Source organism: Stenotrophomonas sp. 22LJNL06-5-1, assembly GCF_056861455.1.
The window spans coordinates 99,315-118,936 of record NZ_JBSPUE010000003.1 but is presented as its reverse complement, the minus strand read 5'-3'; the positions used below and the strand labels follow the sequence as shown (position 1 = coordinate 118,936).

At 67.0% G+C, this 19,622-nt stretch carries 12 protein-coding genes; 10 read left to right on the top strand and 2 right to left on the bottom strand.

What is annotated here, in order from left to right; all coding sequences use genetic code 11:
* Nucleotides 1–275 precede the first annotated feature (275 nt).
* Both smc and zipA read left to right on the top strand, forming a co-directional pair.
* Complete coding sequence (gene smc / locus AC13GF_RS08810) at nt 276–3,779, top strand: chromosome segregation protein SMC (protein WP_483004377.1); 3,504 nt, start codon at nt 276–278, stop codon at nt 3,777–3,779.
* A gap of 46 nt (nt 3,780–3,825) precedes the next feature.
* On the top strand, nt 3,826–4,563 hold the full coding sequence (zipA, locus tag AC13GF_RS08805; protein ID WP_088026490.1) for a cell division protein ZipA: 738 nt from the start codon (nt 3,826–3,828) through the stop codon (nt 4,561–4,563).
* 118 nt (nt 4,564–4,681) lie between these two features.
* Here zipA and AC13GF_RS08800 read toward each other — a convergent pair whose 3' ends face one another.
* The gene (locus AC13GF_RS08800) at nt 4,682–5,812 is read right to left on the bottom strand and encodes a pyridoxal phosphate-dependent aminotransferase (RefSeq protein ID WP_483004376.1); all 1,131 of its coding nucleotides are present in this window, start codon (nt 5,810–5,812) and stop codon (nt 4,682–4,684) included.
* Nucleotides 5,813–6,014: 202 nt separating this feature from the next.
* On the opposite strand from AC13GF_RS08800, the gene ligA reads away from it, so the two are divergent.
* The 7 genes from ligA (at nt 6,015) to AC13GF_RS08765 (ending at nt 17,550) form a co-directional block, all read left to right on the top strand.
* Nucleotides 6,015–8,486, top strand: coding sequence for an NAD-dependent DNA ligase LigA (ligA, locus tag AC13GF_RS08795; RefSeq protein ID WP_483004531.1), 2,472 nt, complete (start codon nt 6,015–6,017; stop codon nt 8,484–8,486).
* Nucleotides 8,487–8,535: 49 nt separating this feature from the next.
* Nucleotides 8,536–9,021 carry a GNAT family N-acetyltransferase gene (locus tag AC13GF_RS08790; protein ID WP_053497333.1) on the top strand — a complete coding sequence of 162 codons (486 nt, stop codon included), beginning with the start codon at nt 8,536–8,538 and terminating at the stop codon, nt 9,019–9,021.
* A complete protein-coding gene (gene epmA / locus AC13GF_RS08785; protein WP_483004375.1) occupies nt 9,018–9,974 on the top strand; it encodes an EF-P lysine aminoacylase EpmA in 957 nt (318 codons plus the stop codon). Before AC13GF_RS08790 ends, epmA begins: the two co-directional genes overlap by 4 nt.
* 142 nt (nt 9,975–10,116) lie before the next feature.
* Entirely contained in the window at nt 10,117–10,845 is a 729-nt protein-coding gene (locus tag AC13GF_RS08780; protein ID WP_032127686.1) for a DUF3011 domain-containing protein, read from the top strand.
* Nucleotides 10,846–10,892: 47 nt separating this feature from the next.
* The gene (gene mtnA / locus AC13GF_RS08775) at nt 10,893–11,957 is read left to right on the top strand and encodes an S-methyl-5-thioribose-1-phosphate isomerase (protein ID WP_483004374.1); all 1,065 of its coding nucleotides are present in this window, start codon (nt 10,893–10,895) and stop codon (nt 11,955–11,957) included.
* 218 nt (nt 11,958–12,175) lie between these two features.
* The gene (gene gyrA / locus AC13GF_RS08770) at nt 12,176–14,890 is read left to right on the top strand and encodes a DNA gyrase subunit A (protein WP_295557405.1); all 2,715 of its coding nucleotides are present in this window, start codon (nt 12,176–12,178) and stop codon (nt 14,888–14,890) included.
* A 131-nt stretch (nt 14,891–15,021) separates the two neighbouring features.
* On the top strand, nt 15,022–17,550 hold the full coding sequence (locus tag AC13GF_RS08765) for a membrane-bound PQQ-dependent dehydrogenase, glucose/quinate/shikimate family (RefSeq protein WP_483004373.1): 2,529 nt from the start codon (nt 15,022–15,024) through the stop codon (nt 17,548–17,550).
* 43 nt (nt 17,551–17,593) lie between these two features.
* Here the strand turns inward: AC13GF_RS08765 and AC13GF_RS08760 are convergent, their stop codons facing one another.
* Nucleotides 17,594–18,583: a zinc-dependent alcohol dehydrogenase family protein gene (locus tag AC13GF_RS08760; protein WP_483004372.1), complete on the bottom strand. Its 990-nt coding sequence runs from the start codon at nt 18,581–18,583 to the stop codon at nt 17,594–17,596.
* A gap of 119 nt (nt 18,584–18,702) precedes the next feature.
* Here AC13GF_RS08760 and AC13GF_RS08755 point away from each other — a divergent pair, with 119 nt between their 5' ends.
* Nucleotides 18,703–19,608 (top strand): LysR family transcriptional regulator, encoded by a 906-nt coding sequence (locus AC13GF_RS08755; RefSeq protein WP_483004371.1) that lies wholly within the window; start codon nt 18,703–18,705, stop codon nt 19,606–19,608.
* The last annotated feature ends 14 nt before the right edge of the window (nt 19,609–19,622 follow it).

Below are 19,622 nucleotides of genomic sequence, written 5' to 3'. Positions count from 1 at the left end.
TGACTCGGTCCAACAATCAATAAATATCAATGGCTTGCGATTTGATCGGTGGCTTGGAAATCCGTCGCGCCAGGCGCAAAGCGACATCTGGGCCCTATTCAAGCGCGCTCCGAGCCGGTCATCCCGCCCGTGGAACATTCGCGCCGTTATACTCATTCCATTGTGTCACCCTTGGCTTCATTGAATTCTTTTGAAATCAATGGCTTGAGGTGCTGGCTGACCTGACATCCACAATACGGACGCCCCCAGGGCGCCTGCTGGAACCCAATCACGCCATGCGTCTTTCCACGATCAAGCTGTCCGGCTTCAAGTCGTTCGTCGATCCGACCACCCTGCACCTGCCGACCAACATGACCGGCGTGGTGGGCCCCAATGGCTGCGGCAAGTCGAACATCATCGACGCCGTGCGCTGGGTCATGGGCGAGAGTTCGGCCAGCCGTCTGCGTGGCGACTCGCTGACCGACGTGATCTTCTCCGGCTCCAATGCCCGCAAGCCGGTCTCGCAGGCCACCGTCGAGCTGATCTTCGACAATTCGGACCACACGATCTCGGGCGAGTACGCCTCGTTCAACGAAATCTCGGTCAAGCGCACGGTCAGCCGCGACGGCACCAGCAACTATTACCTCAACGGCACCAAGTGCCGCCGCCGCGACATCACCGACCTGTTCCTCGGCACCGGCCTGGGCCCGCGCAGCTACTCGATCATCGAGCAGGGCATGATCAGCCAGATCATCGAGGCGCGCCCGGAAGACCTGCGCGTGTACCTGGAGGAGGCGGCCGGCATCTCCAAGTACAAGGAGCGCCGCAAGGAAACCGAGACCCGCATCCGTCACACCCGCGAGAACCTGGACCGGCTGGGCGACCTGCGCGACGAGATCAGCAAGCAGCTCGAACACCTCAAGCGCCAGGCCAGGCAGGCAGAGCAGTACCAGGCGCTGCAGGAAGAGCGCCGGGTCAAGGATGCCGAGTGGAAGACGCTGGAATTCCGTGGTCTCGACGGGCGCCTGTCGAAGCTGCGCGAGGGCCTGTCGCAGGAAGAGACCAAGCTGCAGCAGCTGATCGCCGACCAGCGTGACGCCGAGGCCCGCATCGAGACCTCGCGTGTGCGCCGCGAAGAGGCTGCCGACGCGCTGAACACCGCGCAGGCCGCGGTCTACCAGGTCGGCAGCACGCTGGCGCGCGTGGAACAGCAGATCCAGCATCAGCGCGAGCTGTCGCAGCGCCTGCACAAGGCGCGCGATGAGACCCGCCAGGCCTTGGCCGAACTGGGCCAGCACATCAGCGGCGACGAGGCCAAGCTGATGGTGCTGCGCGAGGCGGTGGAGGCCGCCACCCCGCAGCTGGAAGAGCTGCAGGAAGAGAACGAGATCAAGCAGGAAAGCCTGCGCGAGGCCGAGGACCGGCTGGCCAGCTGGCAGCAGCGTTGGGAACAGCACACCTCGCAGAGTTCGGAAGCCTCGCGCGCCGGCGATGTCGAGCGCACGCGCGTGGACTACCTGGACAAGCAGATCCTCGATGCCGACCGGCGTCGCGAGGCCCTGGCCGCCGAGCGCGCCGGCCTGGACGTGGATGCGCTGGAAGAAGCCTTCGAGCAGCTGCACCTGCAGCACGACACGCAGAAGACCGCGCTGGATGAATTGAGCGAAGACGTCGAGCTGCGCAAGCAGGGCGTGGCGGCGGTGCAGGAACAGCAGCGCAATGGCCAAAATGAACTGGCCGAGCTGCGCAAGCAGGCCAACGGCCTGCGCGGTCGTCTGGCCTCGCTGGAAACCCTGCAGCAGGCCGCGCTGGGCCAGGAGCAGGGCGCTGCCGTGGCCTGGCTGAAGGCGCGTGGGCTGGATTCGGCGGCGCGTGTCGGCGAACGCCTGGACGTGGATGCCGGCTGGGAAAATGCGGTGGAAAGCGCGCTCGGCCAGTTGATCGAAGGCGTGCTGGTCGATGATCCGGCGAGCCTGGTCGACGCGCTTGGCGAACTTGGCGAGGGTCACATTGCGCTGGTTGCCAACGGGGGTGCCGACGTCAAGGTTGCACCGACCTCGCTGGCCGCCCGCGTGCGTGGCCCGGCAGCGATCCGTCGCCTGCTGGCACACCTGCACGCAGCCAGGGACCTTTCCGAAGCGAAGGCGTTGCAGGGCAGTCTTCCGGAAGGCGATTCGATCATCACCCAGAGCGGCGAGCGCCTGGGCCAGGGTTGGCTGCGCGTATCGCGCTCCGGCGCGGCCCAGCAGGGCGCGCTGCTGCGCGAACGTGAGATCAACGAACTGCGTGAGCAGATCGAGCAGCTGCAGGACCGCGAGGCCGAGCTGGAAGAACAACTGAGTGGTTTCCGTGAGCAGCTGCACGCCGCGGAGCAGCAGCGCGAAGACGCGCAGCGTGCGCTGTACCAGGCCCATCGTGCGGTCTCTGAACTGGCTGGCCAGTTGCAGGGCCAGCAGGGCAAGGTGGAAGCGGCGCGCACGCGCATCGACCGCATCGAAGGTGAGCTGAAGCAGTTGCAGGAAACGCTGGAAGCCAACAACGAGCAGGCGCGTGAAGCGCGCTCGCGGTTGGAGAACGCGGTCAGCAGCATGGGCGACCTGGAATCGACCCGGCAGCGGCTGGAGGGCGAGCGCCGCCAGCTGACCGAGGCCCGCGACCTGGCACGCGATGCTGCACGTGCGGTGCGCGAGCGGTCGCACTCGCTGGCCCTGACCCTGGAATCACAGCGGGCGCAGCTGGCCTCGTTGAGCCAGGCATTGGAGCGCATGGGCACCCAGCGCGGGCAGCTGGATTCGCGCCTGGGCGAACTGCATTCGCAGCTGGATGAAGGTGATTCGCCGGTCGAGTCGCTGCAGGCCGAGCACCAGAACGCGCTGGAAGAGCGCGTGCGGGCTGATCGCGTGCTGACCGAGGCGCGCACGCTGCTGGACGGCATTGACGCCGAGCTGCGCAACTACGAACAGACCCGCCACCAGCGTGACGAGCAGGCGCTGGCCCAGCGCGAGCGCATTTCGCAGCGCAAGCTGGACCAGCAGGCGCTGGTGCTCAGCGCCGAGACCCTGCAGGGCGCGGTGGAGAAGGCCGGATTCGTGCTGCAGGACGTGCTCAACGCACTGCCCGAGGATGCCCGCCTGGGCGACTGGGAGCAGGCCGTGCACCAGATCGATGGGCGCATGCGCCGGCTGGAGCCGGTCAACCTGGCGGCCATCCATGAGTATGGCGAGGCCTCGCAGCGCTCGGACTACCTGGATTCGCAGCACACCGACCTGACCACCGCGCTGGAAACCCTGGAAGATGCGATCCGCAAGATCGACCGCGAGACCCGCGGTCGTTTCAAGGACACCTTCGATCGTGTCAACGCTGGCGTGCAGGCACTGTACCCGCGCCTGTTCGGTGGCGGCCACGCCTACCTGGAACTGACCGGTGAAGACCTGCTCGACACCGGTGTGACCATCATGGCGCGTCCGCCGGGCAAGCGCGTGTCCAGCATCTCGCTGCTGTCCGGCGGCGAGAAGGCGATGACCGCGGTGGCGCTGGTGTTCGCCATCTTCCAGCTGAATCCCGCGCCGTTCTGCCTGCTGGACGAGGTGGACGCGCCGCTGGACGAAGCCAACGTCGGCCGCCTGGCCAACATGGTCAAGGAAATGAGCGAAAAGGTGCAGTTCCTGTTCGTCAGCCATAACAAGGCGACGATGGAGGCCGCGCACCAGCTGTCGGGCGTGACCATGCGCGAGCCGGGCGTCAGCCGCCTGGTCAGCGTGGACCTGGAAGAAGCCGCGCGATTGGCGGGCGCGGCCTGACGTGCCATCCTAGTTACCTGAATGAACTAGCCGGAGAACCTATCGAATGTCCGACACGGCACTGTTGCGCATCGGCATCCTGGCCGCCGGCCTGCTGTTGATCGCCGCGATCTTCCTGTTTGGCCGTCCGAAAAAGAAGCCCCAGGGGCGCCGCGTGGAAGGCGCGGAACCGACCAGCGGCGAGCGCCGCGAACCGGTGCTGGGCGAAGACGGCGTCACCGTGGCCGATGGCCGCGTCGAGCCGGGCATGGGCACGGAGGGCGAGCAGGCCGAACTCGGCCTGGGCGAAACCGACCCGGGCGCCAGCGACCTCGGCAAGCGTGCCACCCAGGACTTCGACAAGATCGTCTCGTTGTTCGTGGCCGCCCGCGCCGGCGAGCAGCTGCGTGGTGAGGACATCGTGGTGGCGGCCGAGAAGACCGGTCTGGTGTTCGGCCACATGAACGTGTTCCACCGGCTGGTGGAAGGCCACCCCGAGCGCGGCCCGATCTTCTCGATGGCCAGCATCATGAAGCCGGGCAGCTTCGACATGGCCAACATCCGCGCCATGGAAACCCCGGCCATCGCCTTCTTCCTGACCTTGCCGGCGCCGCTGACCGCGCTGGATGCCTGGGAGAAGATGCTGCCGACCGTGCAGCGCATGGCCGAACTGCTGGATGGCGTGGTGCTGGATGACAGCCGCAATGCTCTGGGCCGCCAGCGCATCGCACACATCCGTGACGAGCTGCGCGCCTACGACCGCCAGCACCAGGCCCCGCCGCTGACCAAGACCCCGCGCTGGTAAGCGCCATGGCGTGCCGACCAACGGTCGGCACCCACCCCGACCAACGGTCGGCACCCACAACAGTAGATCCACGCCATGCGTGGATGGGGCGAACCAGGGTTCGCCCCCACCAACAGGGTCAGGCCGGTACGCCGGCCACCTTCGCGAACGCATGGCGGAACGCGGCCATCTCCTCTTCGGTGCCGACGGTCACGCGCACGCGCTGTGGCCAGATTGGCCAGCTCCGCCCGATCACCACGCCGTTGTTGGCCATTGCCTTGGCGAACGCGCTGCCATCGCGCTGGACGTCCACCACGAAGCAGTTCGCTTCCGACGGCAGGCAGCTGAAACCGCGCTTGCCGAGCCATGCGATGGTGGCCTGCCGCACCTTGGCATTCTGTAGGCGGCGCTGCGGAATCAACTGCGGATCGCGCAGGCTGGCCAGTGCAGCGGCCAGTGCCGGCACCGGCAGTGGGTTGTCGCCCAGACTGGCCAGTTCGCGAAGGCGGTCGGGATGCGCAGCGGCCACGCCCAGGCGCAGGCCAGCCATGCCATACAGCTTGGAGAACGTGCGCAGCACGATCAGGTCGTCGCGCTGCGCCACCTGCGCGATCAGGCTCGGCTGTTCGCTGTACTGCAGGTAGGCCTCGTCCAGCAGCACACGGGTGGAGGCGGGCTTGTGGGCCAGCAGCCAGGCCAGCTCATCCGGTGGGCTGATCGAGCCGGTCGGGTTGTTCGGGTTGCACACATACAGCAGACCGGTCGGGCGCGCGTGTGCGGCGGCGACCATCGCGCGCAGGTCATGTGCGCCGTCGTCGCGCAATGGCACTTTCTGCACGTGCGCACCGTGTGCGGCAGCGACCTCGCCCAGCGTCTCGAAGGTCGGGTCGGCCACCACCAGTCCTGCCTGCGGGCCGGTCCATAGCACGGCGGCACGGTTCAGTGGTTCGCTGGAACCCGGATAGATCCGCACGTGATCGGCCGGAATGCGCGCCTGTTCGATCAAGGCGTCGCGCACCTGACCGGCCAGTGCGAAACGGTAGCGGCCGCAACCGGCGATGCTGTCGCGCGCGGCCTGCTGGGCGGCGGGCGAGGGGCCGTAGGGGCATTCGTTGAAATTCAGCAGCACCGCACCTTCGCCTGAAGCAGATACCGCCGTCGAAGCCGTAGCGGGTTGGGCGTCGGCAAGCCGGGGCAGGCTGGTGCCGGCCAGGGCGAGGCCGGCACCGGCCAGTTGGAGGAAGTGGCGGCGGGAGGCGGGTAGGGTCACGGGCGGGATTCCGGAGGGTAGCCAGGGCACGCTAGCGCTGGTGGTGGTGCGCCGCAAGCCGTCTTTTGTAGAGTCGAGCTTGCTCGACTGCTTTGGCCGTGCATGAAGGCCAGTCGAGCAAGCTCGACTCTACATAGGCAGGGGCCTTACCGGGCCTGACGGCCGGGCGCGGTAGAATTCCCGGCCATCCCAGAACCACCGGATCCCGATGAGCCCCAGCCCCGCCGAACGTGCCGAAGACCTTCGCCGGCAGATCGCCCAGGCCAACCGCGCCTACCATGAGCTGGACGCGCCGGAGATCCCCGACGTCGACTACGACCGGATGGTGCGCGAGCTGGAAGCGCTGGAGCGCGAGCACCCGGAACTGGCCCGTGCCGACAGCCCGACCCAGCAGGTCGGTGCGCGCCCCTCCGGCCGCTTCCCGGAAGTGCGCCACGCGGTACCGATGTTGTCGCTGTCCAATGCCTTCAGCGACGAGGAAGTGGCCGATTTCGTGCGTCGCATCGATGAGCGCCTGGGCCGCCGCAGCCTGCAGTTCTCGGCCGAGCCGAAGATGGACGGCCTGGCGATCAGCCTGCGCTACGAGGATGGTCATTTCGTGCTCGGCGCGACCCGTGGCGATGGCAGTACCGGCGAGGACGTGACCGCCAACCTGCGCGAGATCGGCGACATTCCCAAGCGCCTGCACGGCAAGGACTGGCCGGATGTGCTGGAGGTGCGCGGCGAGGTCTACATGGCCCGTGCCGACTTCGAGGCCTACAACGAACGTGCGCGCCAGCAGGGCGGCAAGGTGCTGGCGAACCCGCGCAACGCGGCGGCCGGTTCGCTGCGCCAGCTCGACCCGAAGATCAGTGCACAGCGCAGGCTGAGTTTCTTCGCCTACGGCACTGGCGAAGTGCAGGGCGGCGAGCTGCCGGACACCCATTCGGGCACCCTGGCCCAGCTCGGTGTCTGGGGCTTCCCGGTCAGCGAGTTGTGCAAGGTGGTGGAAGGCACCGACGGCCTGCTTGGCTATTACCGTGACATCGGCGAGCGTCGCGACGGCCTGCCGTTCGACATCGACGGCGTGGTCTACAAGCTGGATGACCGCGCCGGCCAGCAGGCCATGGGCTTCGTCTCGCGCGCGCCGCGCTGGGCCATCGCGCACAAGTTCCCGGCGCAGGAACAGAGCACCACGGTGGAGGCGATCGAGATCCAGATCGGCCGCACCGGTGCTGCCACACCGGTCGCGCGCCTGGCGCCGGTGGCCGTGGCCGGCGTGATCGTCTCCAACGCCACGTTGCACAACGCCGACCAGATCGCACGCCTGGATGTACGCGTCGGCGACAGCGTGATCGTGCGCCGTGCTGGCGATGTCATTCCCGAAGTGGTCAGCGTCATCCTCGACCGCCGCCCGCAGGGCACCACGCCGTGGCAGATGCCTACGCGCTGTCCGGTGTGCGGCTCGGAGATCGTGCGCGAGGAAGGTGCTGCGGCGTGGCGCTGCTCCGGTGAGCTGTCGTGCCCGGCGCAGCGCAAGGAAGCCATCGCCCATTTCGCCTCGCGTCGCGCGATGGACATCGACGGCCTCGGCGACAAGTACATCGAAACCCTGGTCGACGCCGGCATCGTCAAGAGCGTGGCCGATCTGTACCGCCTCAGCCGTGACCAGCTGCTGCACCTGAAGCTGGTGCTGGACGCCGAGGATCCGTCGGCACTGGCCGCTGCGCTCAAGTTGCACCTGCCTGCCGAGGGCAGTGGTGCGGTGCTCAATGCGGTGCTGAAGCTGGACGTCACCGATCCGGGCTGGCGCGCGCAGGCGCTGGTGCAGCCGGCCAGCTTCGAATGGAACACGAAGAAGATCGCCACCAAGTGGGCCGACAACCTGATCGCGGCGATCGACGCCAGTCGTGCTGCCACGCTGGAGCGCCTGCTGTTCGCGCTCGGCATCGAGCACGTCGGCGAGAGCACCGCCAAGGCGCTGGCGCAGTGGTTCGGTGACCTGGAGCTGATCCGTCACCTGCCGTGGCCGCTGTTCAAGCGTGTGCCGGACATCGGCGGCGAAGTGGCGCGCTCGCTCGGCCATTTCTTCGAGCAGCAGGGCAACCAGCAGGCCATCGATGATCTGCTGCAGGTCGGCCAGGTGCGCATCAGCGATGTGCACGCGCCCAGCGCCAAGCTGCGCGAAGGACTGGATCTGGCGCAGCTGCTGGTCGAGTCGGAGATCCCCGGCATCACCCGCCTGCGTGCGGAGAAGCTGGTGGCTGCCTTGCCTGGCGCGCAGGCCGTGCTCGACGCCGAGCATGGCCAATTCGTCAACGCCGGCCTGCCGGACGACACCGCGCGCGGTCTGGCTGCTTGGCTGGACGCCGAAGGCCATGGCGCGATGCTGCTGGCGGCCGAAAAGGCGATGCAGCAGATCCTGGTCAAGGCGCCGGCACTGGCCGAGATCGTGGCCGGCCCGCTGGATGGGCAGACCGTGGTGCTCACCGGCACCCTGGCCCAGCTCAGCCGCGATGCCGCCAAGGAGCGCCTGGAAGCGCTGGGTGCCAAGGTCTCCGGCAGCGTGTCGAAGAAGACCAGTTTCGTGGTGGCCGGCACCGAAGCCGGCTCCAAGCTGGACAAGGCGCAATCGCTGGGCGTGCCGGTGTGGGACGAAGACCGCCTGCTGGCCTACCTTGCCGAACACGAATGATGACCCCGCCGGGTGCCTCGCGCCCGGCATGAAAGACAAAGGAACACCGATGCAGACCGCTCCGCTGGATTTCCGCCTGGCCACCCGCGCCGACGAAGAACTGTTGATCGCGTTGATGCGCGAGTTCTACGCCGAAGACAGGATCGACTTCGACGACGCACGCGTGCGTCGCGGCGTGGATGCGCTGCTGGCCGACCCGCGCAATGGCGAGGTGCTGCTGTGGATGGACGAAGCCGGTGAAGTGGTCGGCTACGCGGTGATCGCGATGGGCTTCAGCCTGGAGCAGGGCGGCCACTTCATGCTGCTGGACGAGCTGTACCTGAGCCATCGCGCGCGTGGTCGCGGCCGCGGCAAGCAGGCGCTGGCCATCTGCGAACAGCGGGCACGCGGCCGCGGCGTAAGCCGCCTGCGCCTGGAAGTGAACCACCACAACGAGCTGGCCCGCAGGCTGTACCTGGCCAGCGGCTACATCGACGACACCCGTGACCTGCTGACCCTGCCGCTGGACCACCCGCGCCCGGAGGGCATCCTGTGAGCGAGGCTCTGCTGCGCACGCTGCAGCAGCGTGCCGCGCTCAATGCGCTGGTGCGCCGCTTCTTCGCCGAGCGCGATGTGCTGGAGGTGGAGACGCCGATCCTGTCGGTGGCCGGCAACACCGAGCCGAACATCGACAGCTTCCATACCGATTTCACCGGCCATGTCGATGCCGGCGGACGCCGCCGCTGGCTGCGCACCTCGCCGGAGTATCCGCTCAAGCGCCTGCTGGCGGCGGGCGTGGGCGACTGTTACGAACTGGCCCGGGTGTTCCGCAATGGCGAGGCGGGCGGCCGCCACAACCCGGAATTCACCATGCTGGAGTGGTACCGGGTCGGTTGGGACCACCACCGCCTGGTGCAGGAAACCGCCGAGCTGGTAGGCCAGGCGCTGGCGCTGGTCGGGCGCAGTGCAACGCTGCGTGTGCTCAGCTACCGCGAGCTGTTCCAGCAGTACGTGGGCGTGGATCCGTTCGATGCCGATGAGGCCGCGCTGCGTGCCGCGCTGGGAGAGGTGCATATCGACCCGGTCGGGTTGACCCGCGATGACTGGCTGGATCTGCTGATGACCCATCATATCCAACCGCATTTCGATGACGCGGTGATGACCGCGGTCCACGACTGGCCCGCCAGCCAAGCCGCACTGGCACGTATCCGTGCCGGCACGCCGCCGCTGGCCGAGCGTTTCGAGCTGTACCTGGGCGCGGTGGAACTGGCCAACGGCTATCACGAACTGAACGACGCGCACGAACAGCGTGTGCGATTCCAACGCGACCTGCAGCGCCGCCACGAGCGCGGCCAGGTGCAACCGGCCGTGGATGAGGCGCTGCTGTCGGCGTTGCCGTCGATGCCTGCCTGCGCCGGCGTGGCGGTGGGTGTCGATCGGTTGTTGATGGCGATGAACCGCACGCCGCGTATCGCTGATGTGCTGGCCTACGACTTCGCCCACGCGTGAGCGCGGTGCGCACGTTCCTGAACATCGAAGACTGAACGGAATTCCGCGTTTTTGCGCTTGCTTCGGCAAGCAGGATGATGCTCTTATCACGGCAGATGCCGGACACTGGCACGCAGTTCATCCATTCCTGCTGGGGAAGGCTTTGGTCAAGTGGTTTGCGGTTGTCGCTGCACCGGTGTACTCCATCGCGCTCTGGGGTGCCTGGCTGCCGTCATCGGCGTCGGCCCAGCAGGCGGGCTATGACGGCGAAGTGGTGACCTGCGAATCGCGCGACATGGGCTGGGTGCATTGCGATATCGACGTCAGCAATGGCATCGACCTTGTGCGCCAGCTGTCCAGCAACAGCTGCATCCGTGGCAGCGAGTGGGGCACCGACCGCAGTGGCGTGTGGGTCACCCTTGGCTGCCGCGCCGAGTTCCGTGCGCGTCGTGCGGAAGGTGCGGCACCTGCGGCAACGGAAGGCAAGCGCCTGGTCCGCCGTGTGGTGCGCTGCGAATCCAATGGCCGCCCGCAGAGTTGCCCGGTGCGCCTGGACGGGGCGCCGGTGCGCCTGCTGCGCCAGCTGTCGGTGCTGCCGTGCCGCGAAGGGCAGGGCTGGGGCTACAAGCGCAATGAAGTCTGGACCAGCCGTGGTTGCCAGGGCGATTTCGAAGTGGCTGACGAGGACGGCCGTTTTGTCGACGTGCCGCGCCGCCTGACCTGCGAGTCGAAGTCGAAGAAGCGTCGCTTCTGTGGCGCGAGCATTTCGGTTGGCGCGGTCGTCACCGAACAGCTGTCCAGCACCCCGTGCGAGGAAGGCAACACCTGGGGCTGGAACCGCAACGGGATCTGGGTGGACGGTGGCTGCCGCGCCGAATTCTCGGTGAATTGAGCCCGGGCGGGCTCCAACCACGCACAGCGTGGCCCTACAATGGGCCCATGAACACTGCCTCCGACATCGACTACGCCCGTTACGACCACATCCGCCCGATCCTCTGGACCGGCGATGCCCTGCAACTGCTCGACCAGCGCAAGCTGCCGTTCGTGGTCGAGCACGTGGTCTGCCATGACAGTGACGACGTTGCCAGCGCCATCCACGCACTGACCGTGCGTGGTGCGCCGGCCATCGGCATTGCCGCGGCCTGGGGCGTGGTGCTGGCGGCGCGGGACGTGCAGGCGGCTGATGGCGCGCATGCGCTTCAGCAGCTGGAGCCGGCGCTGCAACGCCTGAACGCGTCGCGCCCGACCGCCGTCAACCTGGCGTGGGCGCTGGCGCGCATGCGTCGTTGCCTGACTGCCGCTGGTGCAGACTGGAAGGCGTTGCTGGAGGCGGAGGCGCAGGCCATCGCCGAGGAAGACCTGGCCGCCAACCGCCACATGGGGGCGCTGGGCGCGGGCCTGATCGAGGCCGGCAGCGGCGTGCTGACCCACTGCAACACCGGTTCGCTGGCCACCGCTGGCTTCGGCACGGCGCTGGGCGTGATCCGCGCCGGCATGGCCCAGCACCGCATCGCCCGGGTCTTCGCCGGCGAGACCCGGCCGTGGCTGCAGGGCGCACGCCTGACCGTGTGGGAGCTGCAGCAGGATGGCATCGATGCCACCCTGATCGCCGATTCGGCCGCCTCGCACCTGATGAAGACCGGCGCTGTGCAGTGGGTGATCGTCGGTGCGGACCGCATCTGTGCCAATGGCGATACCGCCAACAAGATCGGCACCTATCAGCTGGCCATCGCCGCCCGCCACCACGGGGTCAAGTTCATGGTGGTGGCGCCGTCCTCGACCGTGGACATGGACACCGTGGACGGCAGCCAGATCGAGATCGAGCAGCGCGACCCGGGCGAACTGTATGGCGTGGGCGGTACCCGCACCGTGGCCGAAGGCATCGCCGCCTGGAACCCGGTGTTCGACGTCACCCCGGGCGAGCTGATCGATGCCATCGTGACCGAGCGCGGGGTGATCCTGAACCCGACCGCCGGGAACATGCGCGCCGCCTTCGGCGGTTGAGGTGCAGGGGAGGGGGCAGCGTGACCTCCGCCCCCAGCAGTGCCGGCCGCTGGCCGGCAACCCCCTAAGTTCCTGATTTGTGCCGGTAAAATCCCTGTAAAGGGAGGCGGAAAACGGCCTGTTGTGGTAGTATCCACAGGTTGAATCGAGGTTCCGGCGCGACCCCCTCCCGCAGAGGGCTGCGCCGGACTGGACCGCTACCAGACAACGGAACCCGAATGGCAGAAACCGCCAAGGAAATCATCCAGGTCAACCTGGAAGACGAGATGCGCAAGAGCTACCTCGATTACGCCATGAGCGTGATCGTGGGCCGCGCGCTCCCGGATGCGCGCGACGGCCTCAAGCCGGTGCATCGCCGCGTGCTGTTCGCGATGAACGAGTTGAACGCGCACAGCAACAAGCCCTACTTCAAGTCGGCGCGTATCGTCGGTGACGTCATCGGTAAGTACCACCCGCATGGCGATCAGTCGGTGTACGACACGCTGGTGCGTCTGGCACAGCCGTTCTCGCTGCGCTACATGCTGGTCGATGGCCAGGGTAACTTCGGTTCGGTCGACGGTGACTCCGCTGCGGCGATGCGATACACCGAGGCGCGCATGTCGCGCCTGGCGCATGAGCTGATGGCGGACATCGACAAGGAAACCGTCGATTTCCAGCCCAACTACGATGAAAAGGAACTGGAGCCGACGGTCATGCCGACCCGGTTCCCGAACCTGCTGGTCAATGGTTCGGCCGGTATCGCGGTGGGCATGGCGACCAACATCCCGCCGCACAACCTGACCGAATCGATCAACGCCTGCATCGCGCTGATCGATAATCCGGAAATCGATGTCGACGGCCTGATGGAGTACATCCCGGGCCCGGATTTCCCGACTGCCGGCATCATCAATGGCACCGCCGGCATCGTCGCCGGCTATCGCACCGGCCGCGGCCGCGTGCGCATCCGTGCCAAGGCCGATATCGAAGTGGCCGACAACGGCCGCGAATCGATCATCGTCACCGAGATTCCTTACCAGGTGAACAAGGCGCGTCTGATCGAGAAGATCGCCGAGCTGGTCAAGGAAAAGAAGATCGAAGGCATCAGCGAGCTGCGCGATGAGTCCGACAAGGACGGCATGCGCATCTACATCGAGGTCAAGCGCGGTGAATCTGCCGAGGTTGTGCTGAACAACCTGTACCAGCAGACGCAGATGGAATCGGTGTTCGGCATCAACATGGTGGCGCTGGTCGATGGCCGCCCGCAGTTGATGAACCTCAAGCAGATGCTGGAGGCGTTCGTCCGTCACCGCCGCGAAGTGGTTACCCGCCGCACCGTGTTCGAGCTGCGCAAGGCGCGTGCCCGTGCCCACGTGCTGGAAGGCCTGACCGTTGCGCTGGCCAACATCGACGAGATGATCGAGCTGATCAAGACCTCGCCGAACCCCGCCGAAGCCCGCGAGCGCATGCTCGCGCGCCTGTGGGAGCCGGGCCTGGTCGGTTCGATGCTGGGCGCCGCCGGTGCCGAAGCCTCGCGTCCGGATGACCTGCCCAAGGGTGTGGGCCTGATCGAAGGCGGCTACCAGCTGACCGAGATCCAGGCCACCCAGATCCTGGAAATGCGCCTGCACCGCCTGACCGGGCTGGAACAGGACCGCCTGACCGAGGAATACAAGCAGCTGCTGGAAGTGATCGCCGGGCTGATCCACATCCTGGAAGATCCCGATCGCCTGCTGCAGGTGATCCGTGAAGAGCTGATCAGTGTCAGGGCCGAGTTCGGCGACGAACGTCGTACCGAAATCCGCCACAGCGAAGAAGACCTGGACATCCTCGACCTGATCGCGCCGGAAGACGTGGTGGTCACCGTGTCGCATGCCGGTTACGTGAAGCGCCAGCCGGTGAGCGTGTACCGCGCCCAGCGCCGTGGTGGTCGTGGCCGCAGTGCAGCGTCCACCAAGGAAGAGGATTTCATCGAACAGCTGTGGCTGGTCAACACGCACGACACGCTGCTGACCTTCACCAGTTCGGGCAAGGTGTTCTGGCTGCCGGTCTACCAGCTGCCAGAAGCCGGCTCCAACGCCCGCGGCCGTCCGATCATCAACTGGATTCCGCTGGAACCGGGCGAACGCGTGCAGGCCGTGCTGCCGGTGCGCGAGTATGCCGATGGCCAGTTCGTGTTCTTCGCCACCAAGAACGGCACGGTCAAGAAGACCCCGCTGGGCGAATTCGCCTTCCGTCTGGCGCGCGGCAAGATCGCGATCAACCTGGACGAGGGCGATGCCCTGGTCGGCGTCGGCCTGACCGACGGCGAGCGCGACATCCTGCTGTTCGCCTCCAACGGCAAGACCGTGCGCTTCGGCGAGGACAAGGTCCGCTCGATGGGCCGTACCGCAACCGGCGTGCGTGGCATCAAGATGCCGGCCGGCGAGGAAGTGGTCAGCCTGATCGTGGCCGAGAGTGCCGGTGGCATCGAGGACGAGAACGAGGACGACAACGGTGTCGAGGAAGCCGCCAGCAATGGTGATGCGGTGATCGACGGCGCCGACGACGCCAGCGTGCAGTACATCCTCACCGCCACCGAGAACGGCTACGGCAAGCGCACCCCGCTGCCGGACTACCCGCGCAAGGGCCGTGGTACGCAGGGCGTGATCGGTATCCAGACCACCGAGCGCAACGGCAAGCTGGTCGCCGCGGTGCTGATGGGCTCCAGCGACGAAGTCCTGCTGATCTCCGACGGTGGCACCCTGGTGCGTACGCGTGGCTCGGAAATCAGCCGCGTCGGCCGCAACACCCAGGGCGTGACCCTGATCCGCCTGTCCAAGGACGAGAAGCTGCAGGCGGTGGAGCGCATGGATGCCTCGATCGACGAGGACGAGGACGAGGTGGCTGCTGCCGCCCCGGCCACGACCGACGGCGCACCGGCTGCTGCCAGCAGCGAGGACGCCGCGCAGGAGTGATCCTGCCGCGAGCCTGAGGTACCCGACGACGCCGGCCCTGGGCCGGCGTCGTCGTATCCGGATGCCACACATACGCGCGCGCTTCACGCAGGCGGTGGGATAACGGCGCATGCTGCCCCCGGAGATCGACGATGTCCGCCACGCCGCAGTCCGCTCCTGCCTCCGTCCGCGCCTCCCGGCATCCCCTTGTCACCGTGCTGTCGCTGCTGCTGGTCGTGCTCGGCCTGGTCATCGGCGGGCTCGGTGCGTGGCTGCTCAGCCTTGGCGGCTCGGCGTACTACGCCATCGCCGGCCTCGGCCTGCTGGCCAGCGGCATCCTGTTGTTCGGCAACCGCCGCAGCGGTGCATCGCTGTATGCGCTGGTATTCACCGGTACGCTGCTGTGGACCTGGTGGGAGTCGGGCAGCGACTACTGGCGCTGGGTGCCGCGGCTGGGCCTGGTGACCGCACTCGGCATCGTGCTGGCCTTGCTGGCGCCCACCCTGCACGAGCCGGTCTCCAAGCGCTTGTCGCGCAGCGTGGCGGGCGTGCTGATGCTGGTGTTCGTCGCCGCCTTCGGCCTGGCCTTTGCGCCGCATGGTGAAGTGGACGGGCATCAGCCGTTCCCGGAAGGCGCGGTCAGCGCCGGACTGGAACCTACGCGCGATACCACGGGCCTGCAGCCGGCTGACCAGCCCGCCGAGGGCGACTGGCCGGCGTGGGGCCGCAGCAATGCGGCCACCCGCTATTCGCCGCTGCAGCAGATCACCCCGGCCAATGTGGCCACGTTGCAGCCGGCCTGGCAGTTCCGTACCGGCGATATGCCGAAGAAGCGCTGGGGCGCGGAAACCACCCCGCTGAAGATCGGCGATCGGCTGTACCTGTGTACCGCGCGCAACCGCCTGATCGCGCTTGATGCTGCCAGCGGCAAGGAACTGTGGCGGTTCGATCCAAAGGTGAAGGATGCTTCGATTCCCTATACCGCTGCCTGTCGTGGTGTGAGCTATTACGAGCAGCCCAGCACGCCGACCATTGCCGACGCGGCATTGGCCGATGTTGCCGCTGATCTGGCGCTGCCGGAGCCGCCGCCCAGCGTCACCCGCAGTGCTGCACCGGGCAGTCGACCGGCGTGCTGGGCGCGCATCATCGAAGGCACGCTGGACGGTCGCATCATCGCGGTGGACGCCGACAGCGGCCGCCCCTGCGCGAATTTCGGCAACAACGGCCAGGTCGACATCACCCTGGGCATGGGCGAGGTGCCACCGGGTTACGTGTCGATCAACTCGCCGCCGGCCATTGTGCGCGGCGTGATCGTGACCGGTCATCAGGTGCTGGATGGGCAGCGCCGCGATGCGCCCTCGGGCGTGATCCAGGCCTACGACGCCATCACCGGCAAGCTGCGCTGGGCGTGGGACATGGACCAGCCCGAGCGCAACGGCCTGCCGCCGCGCGAGCAGACCTACACGCGCGGCACCCCCAACATGTGGACCACCGCCACCGGTGATGAAGCATTGGGGCTGGTCTACCTGCCGCTGGGCAATTCCGCGGGCGACTACTGGAGTGGCTCGCGCACGGAGAATCAGAACCGCTATGCAACCTCGCTGGTGGCGATCGACGTGGCCACCGGCAAGCCGGTCTGGCATTTCCAGGCCGTGCGCAAGGATGTGTGGGATTACGACCTGGGTTCGCAGGCCAGCCTGATCGACTACCCGACGGCTGCCGGCAAGGTGCCGGCGATCCTGCTGCCGACCAAGCAGGGCGACCTCTATATCCTCGATCGCCGCAACGGCCAGCTGCTGACCGCGGCCGAAGAGCGCAAGGTACCGGTGGGCGGCGTCGAACCCGAGCAGCGTTCTCCCACCCAGCTGTTTTCGCTGTACCACACGCTGCGCCGCGAGCATGACCTGACCGAGCGCGACATGTGGGGCATCACCCCGATCGACCAGCTGGTCTGCCGCATCCAGTTCCGCAAGGCGTACTACGAAGGTTTCTATACGCCGCCGAGCAGCGAGCGCCATTCCATCGAGTACCCCGGCTACAACGGCGGCTCGGACTGGGGCAGTGTGTCCATCGATACGCGCCGCGGCGTGATCGTGGCCAACTACAACGACATGCCCAACTACAACCGGCTGGTGCCACGTGCCGAGGCTGACCGGCTGGGCTGGCTGCCGCGCGAGAAGATCCGGTTCGACAAGGGCGGTGCAGAAGGCGCGGGCGACCCGCAGGTGGGCACGCCGTATGGCATCCAGGTCAATGCTGGCTGGCGGCTGCCGTTCACCGGTCTGCTGTGCAAGCAGCCTCCCTATGGCGGTATCCGTGCCATCGACCTGCGCACCGGTAAGTTGCTGTGGGACCGTCCGTTCGGCAGTGCGCGCGGCAACGGACCGTTTGGCATCCGCTCCGGCCTGCCGATCGAGATCGGCACGCCGAACAATGGCGGTTCGGTGGTGACCGCCAGCGGCCTGATCTTCATCGCTGCCGCCACCGATGACCTGCTGCGTGCCATCGACCTGAAGACCGGCAAGGAACTGTGGCATGCCAAACTGCCCGCGGGCGGCCAGGCCAACCCGATGGTGTACGAGCAGGGCGGGCGCCAGTACGTGGTGATCATGGCCGGCGGCCACCATTTCATGGAAACCCCGAACGGCGATTACGTGATGGCGTTTGCGTTGCCCAGGTGACCGCAACGGGGGCGGTGATCCACCCCCATTACATGACGCTGGATCACACCGTCACCACCACCTTGCCGATCTGCTCGTTCGATTCCAGGTAACGGTGTGCTTCCTGGATCTGCGCAAACGGGAACACCTTGGCAATTTTCGGCGCCAGCGTGCCCTTGTCCAGGCCATCGACGATGAATGCCTTGGCACGGGCCAACGCGGCATCGTCGGAGACGATTTCCGAGTACAGATAGCCCTTCAGCGTCAGCGACTTGCCCAGCACATTGAACAACGGGAACGGCGTGGGTTCGCTGCTCAGCGCGCCGTATTCCAGCAGGATGCCGCCACGCGCCATCGCTTCGGTCAGCGGAACGAACTGCGGGCCACCGATTGGATCGAACACAACGCGGGCACCGGCACCGCCGGTGATGCGCGCCACTTCGGCCACCAGATCCTGCTCCTGGGTGGCGATGACGTGGGCGGCACCGGCATCGAGCAGGGCCTGGCGCTTGCCCGGGCCGCGTGTGACCGCGATCGGCGTGGCGCCCACCGCATTGGCGATCTGAATGGCGGCCAGGCCAACGCTGCTGCTGGCAGCGGTGATGATGACGAAATCCCCGGCGGACAGATGCGCCTGCTCCAGCAGCGCGCCCCAGGCGGTGACGTACTGCATCCACACCGCGGCCGCCGTTTCGAAGCCCAGCCCCTGCGGGTGCTTGACCACCAGTCGTGCCGGCACATTGGCCAGCTCGCCGTAGGTGCCCCAGCGCGCGATGTCCAGCGGCGGTATCACGCTGACCGCATCGCCTGCAGCGAAGCCGCTCACCGCACTGCCGATGGCTTCGACCACGCCGGCCGCTTCGTAGCCCAGCCGGCTGGGGAACTGCGCTTCCTGCAGATACGCGCCGTTGCGGAACATCACCTCGGCGCGGTTCAGGCCGATCGCCTTGACCCGGATCTGGACTTCGTCGGCGGAGGGGGCGGGAACGTCGATATCGTCGATGCGCAGCACATCGGCGGTGCCATATTCGTGGATGCGGACAACCTGGCTCATGGGGGACTCCGAGGAAGGGCCGACGAGGGCGCCGGCGAAAGGGTGAGCGCTACTGTGCGCGTAGTCTGCAACCAGAATAAGGGGTAATCTGGCGTTTCATTGAAAAACAATTGTTTGCAATGGACCTGATCGTTCCCCTGCGGACCTTCGCGAAGGTGGCCGAGGTCGGCTCCTTCGCCGCCGCTGCCGAGGCATTGGACCTGTCGCCGCAGCTGGTCGGCAAGCACATCCAGGCGCTGGAGCAGCATCTGGGCGTGCGCCTGCTCAACCGCACCACGCGAAAGCAGAGCCTGACCGACTTCGGCCAGGCCTACCTGGCGCGGGCGCGGGTGATCCTGGAGGAAGTGGAGGGCGCCGAGCAATTGGCGGAAGTGGCGCGTGGACGGCCGATGGGGCGCCTGCGCATCAGCGCGCCGGTCACCTTCGGCGTGCACGCACTGGGCCCGGCGGTGGTGGCCTACATGCAGCAGTACCCGGACGTGCAGGTCGATCTGAATCTGTCCAACAGCCTGGTGGACATCGTCGAGGACGGCTACGACCTGGTATTCCGCACTGGCGATCTGGCCGACAGCGGGCTGGTGGCGCGGCGGTTGGGGCCGTATCCATTGGTCCTGTGCGCCTCGCCGGACTATCTGGCTTCGCGCCCGGCCATCACCCATCCCAATGACCTGAGCCGGCACGAGTGCCTGGGCTTTGCGCATTCGATCATCCGCACGCGCTGGAGTTTCCGCGATGCCGATGGCAGCGTGCTGACCGTGCCGGTGTCCAGCCGCTTCATGGTCAACCAGGCCGAGCCGCTGCTGACAGCGGCCATGGGTGGTCTGGGATTGATCCTGCAGCCCTACGAAATGCTTGCCGCCGCGCTGGCGCGTGGTGAGCTGGTGGAAGTGCTCCCGGACCATGTGCCGGTATCGACCTGGATCAACCTGGTGTACCCGCGCGATCGCCAGCTGACCCCCAAGCTGCGAAGCTTCCTGGACTTCTGCGTGGCGCGTTTCACTGAGCAGTCGATGGCACGGCGATAGCGTGGCATCGATCA

Excerpts from the sequence above, each read along its gene's own strand:
- mtnA (WP_483004374.1), top strand. The coding sequence starts at position 10,893 with ATGAACACTGCCTCCGACATCGACTACGCCCGTTACGACCACATCCGC.
- gyrA (WP_295557405.1), top strand. The coding sequence starts at position 12,176 with ATGGCAGAAACCGCCAAGGAAATCATCCAGGTCAACCTGGAAGACGAG.
- AC13GF_RS08765 (WP_483004373.1), top strand. The coding sequence starts at position 15,022 with ATGTCCGCCACGCCGCAGTCCGCTCCTGCCTCCGTCCGCGCCTCCCGG.
- zipA (WP_088026490.1), top strand. The coding sequence starts at position 3,826 with ATGTCCGACACGGCACTGTTGCGCATCGGCATCCTGGCCGCCGGCCTG.
- AC13GF_RS08790 (WP_053497333.1), top strand. The coding sequence starts at position 8,536 with ATGCAGACCGCTCCGCTGGATTTCCGCCTGGCCACCCGCGCCGACGAA.
- smc (WP_483004377.1), top strand. The coding sequence starts at position 276 with ATGCGTCTTTCCACGATCAAGCTGTCCGGCTTCAAGTCGTTCGTCGAT.
- AC13GF_RS08760 (WP_483004372.1), bottom strand. The coding sequence starts at position 18,583 with ATGAGCCAGGTTGTCCGCATCCACGAATATGGCACCGCCGATGTGCTG.
- AC13GF_RS08755 (WP_483004371.1), top strand. The coding sequence starts at position 18,703 with ATGGACCTGATCGTTCCCCTGCGGACCTTCGCGAAGGTGGCCGAGGTC.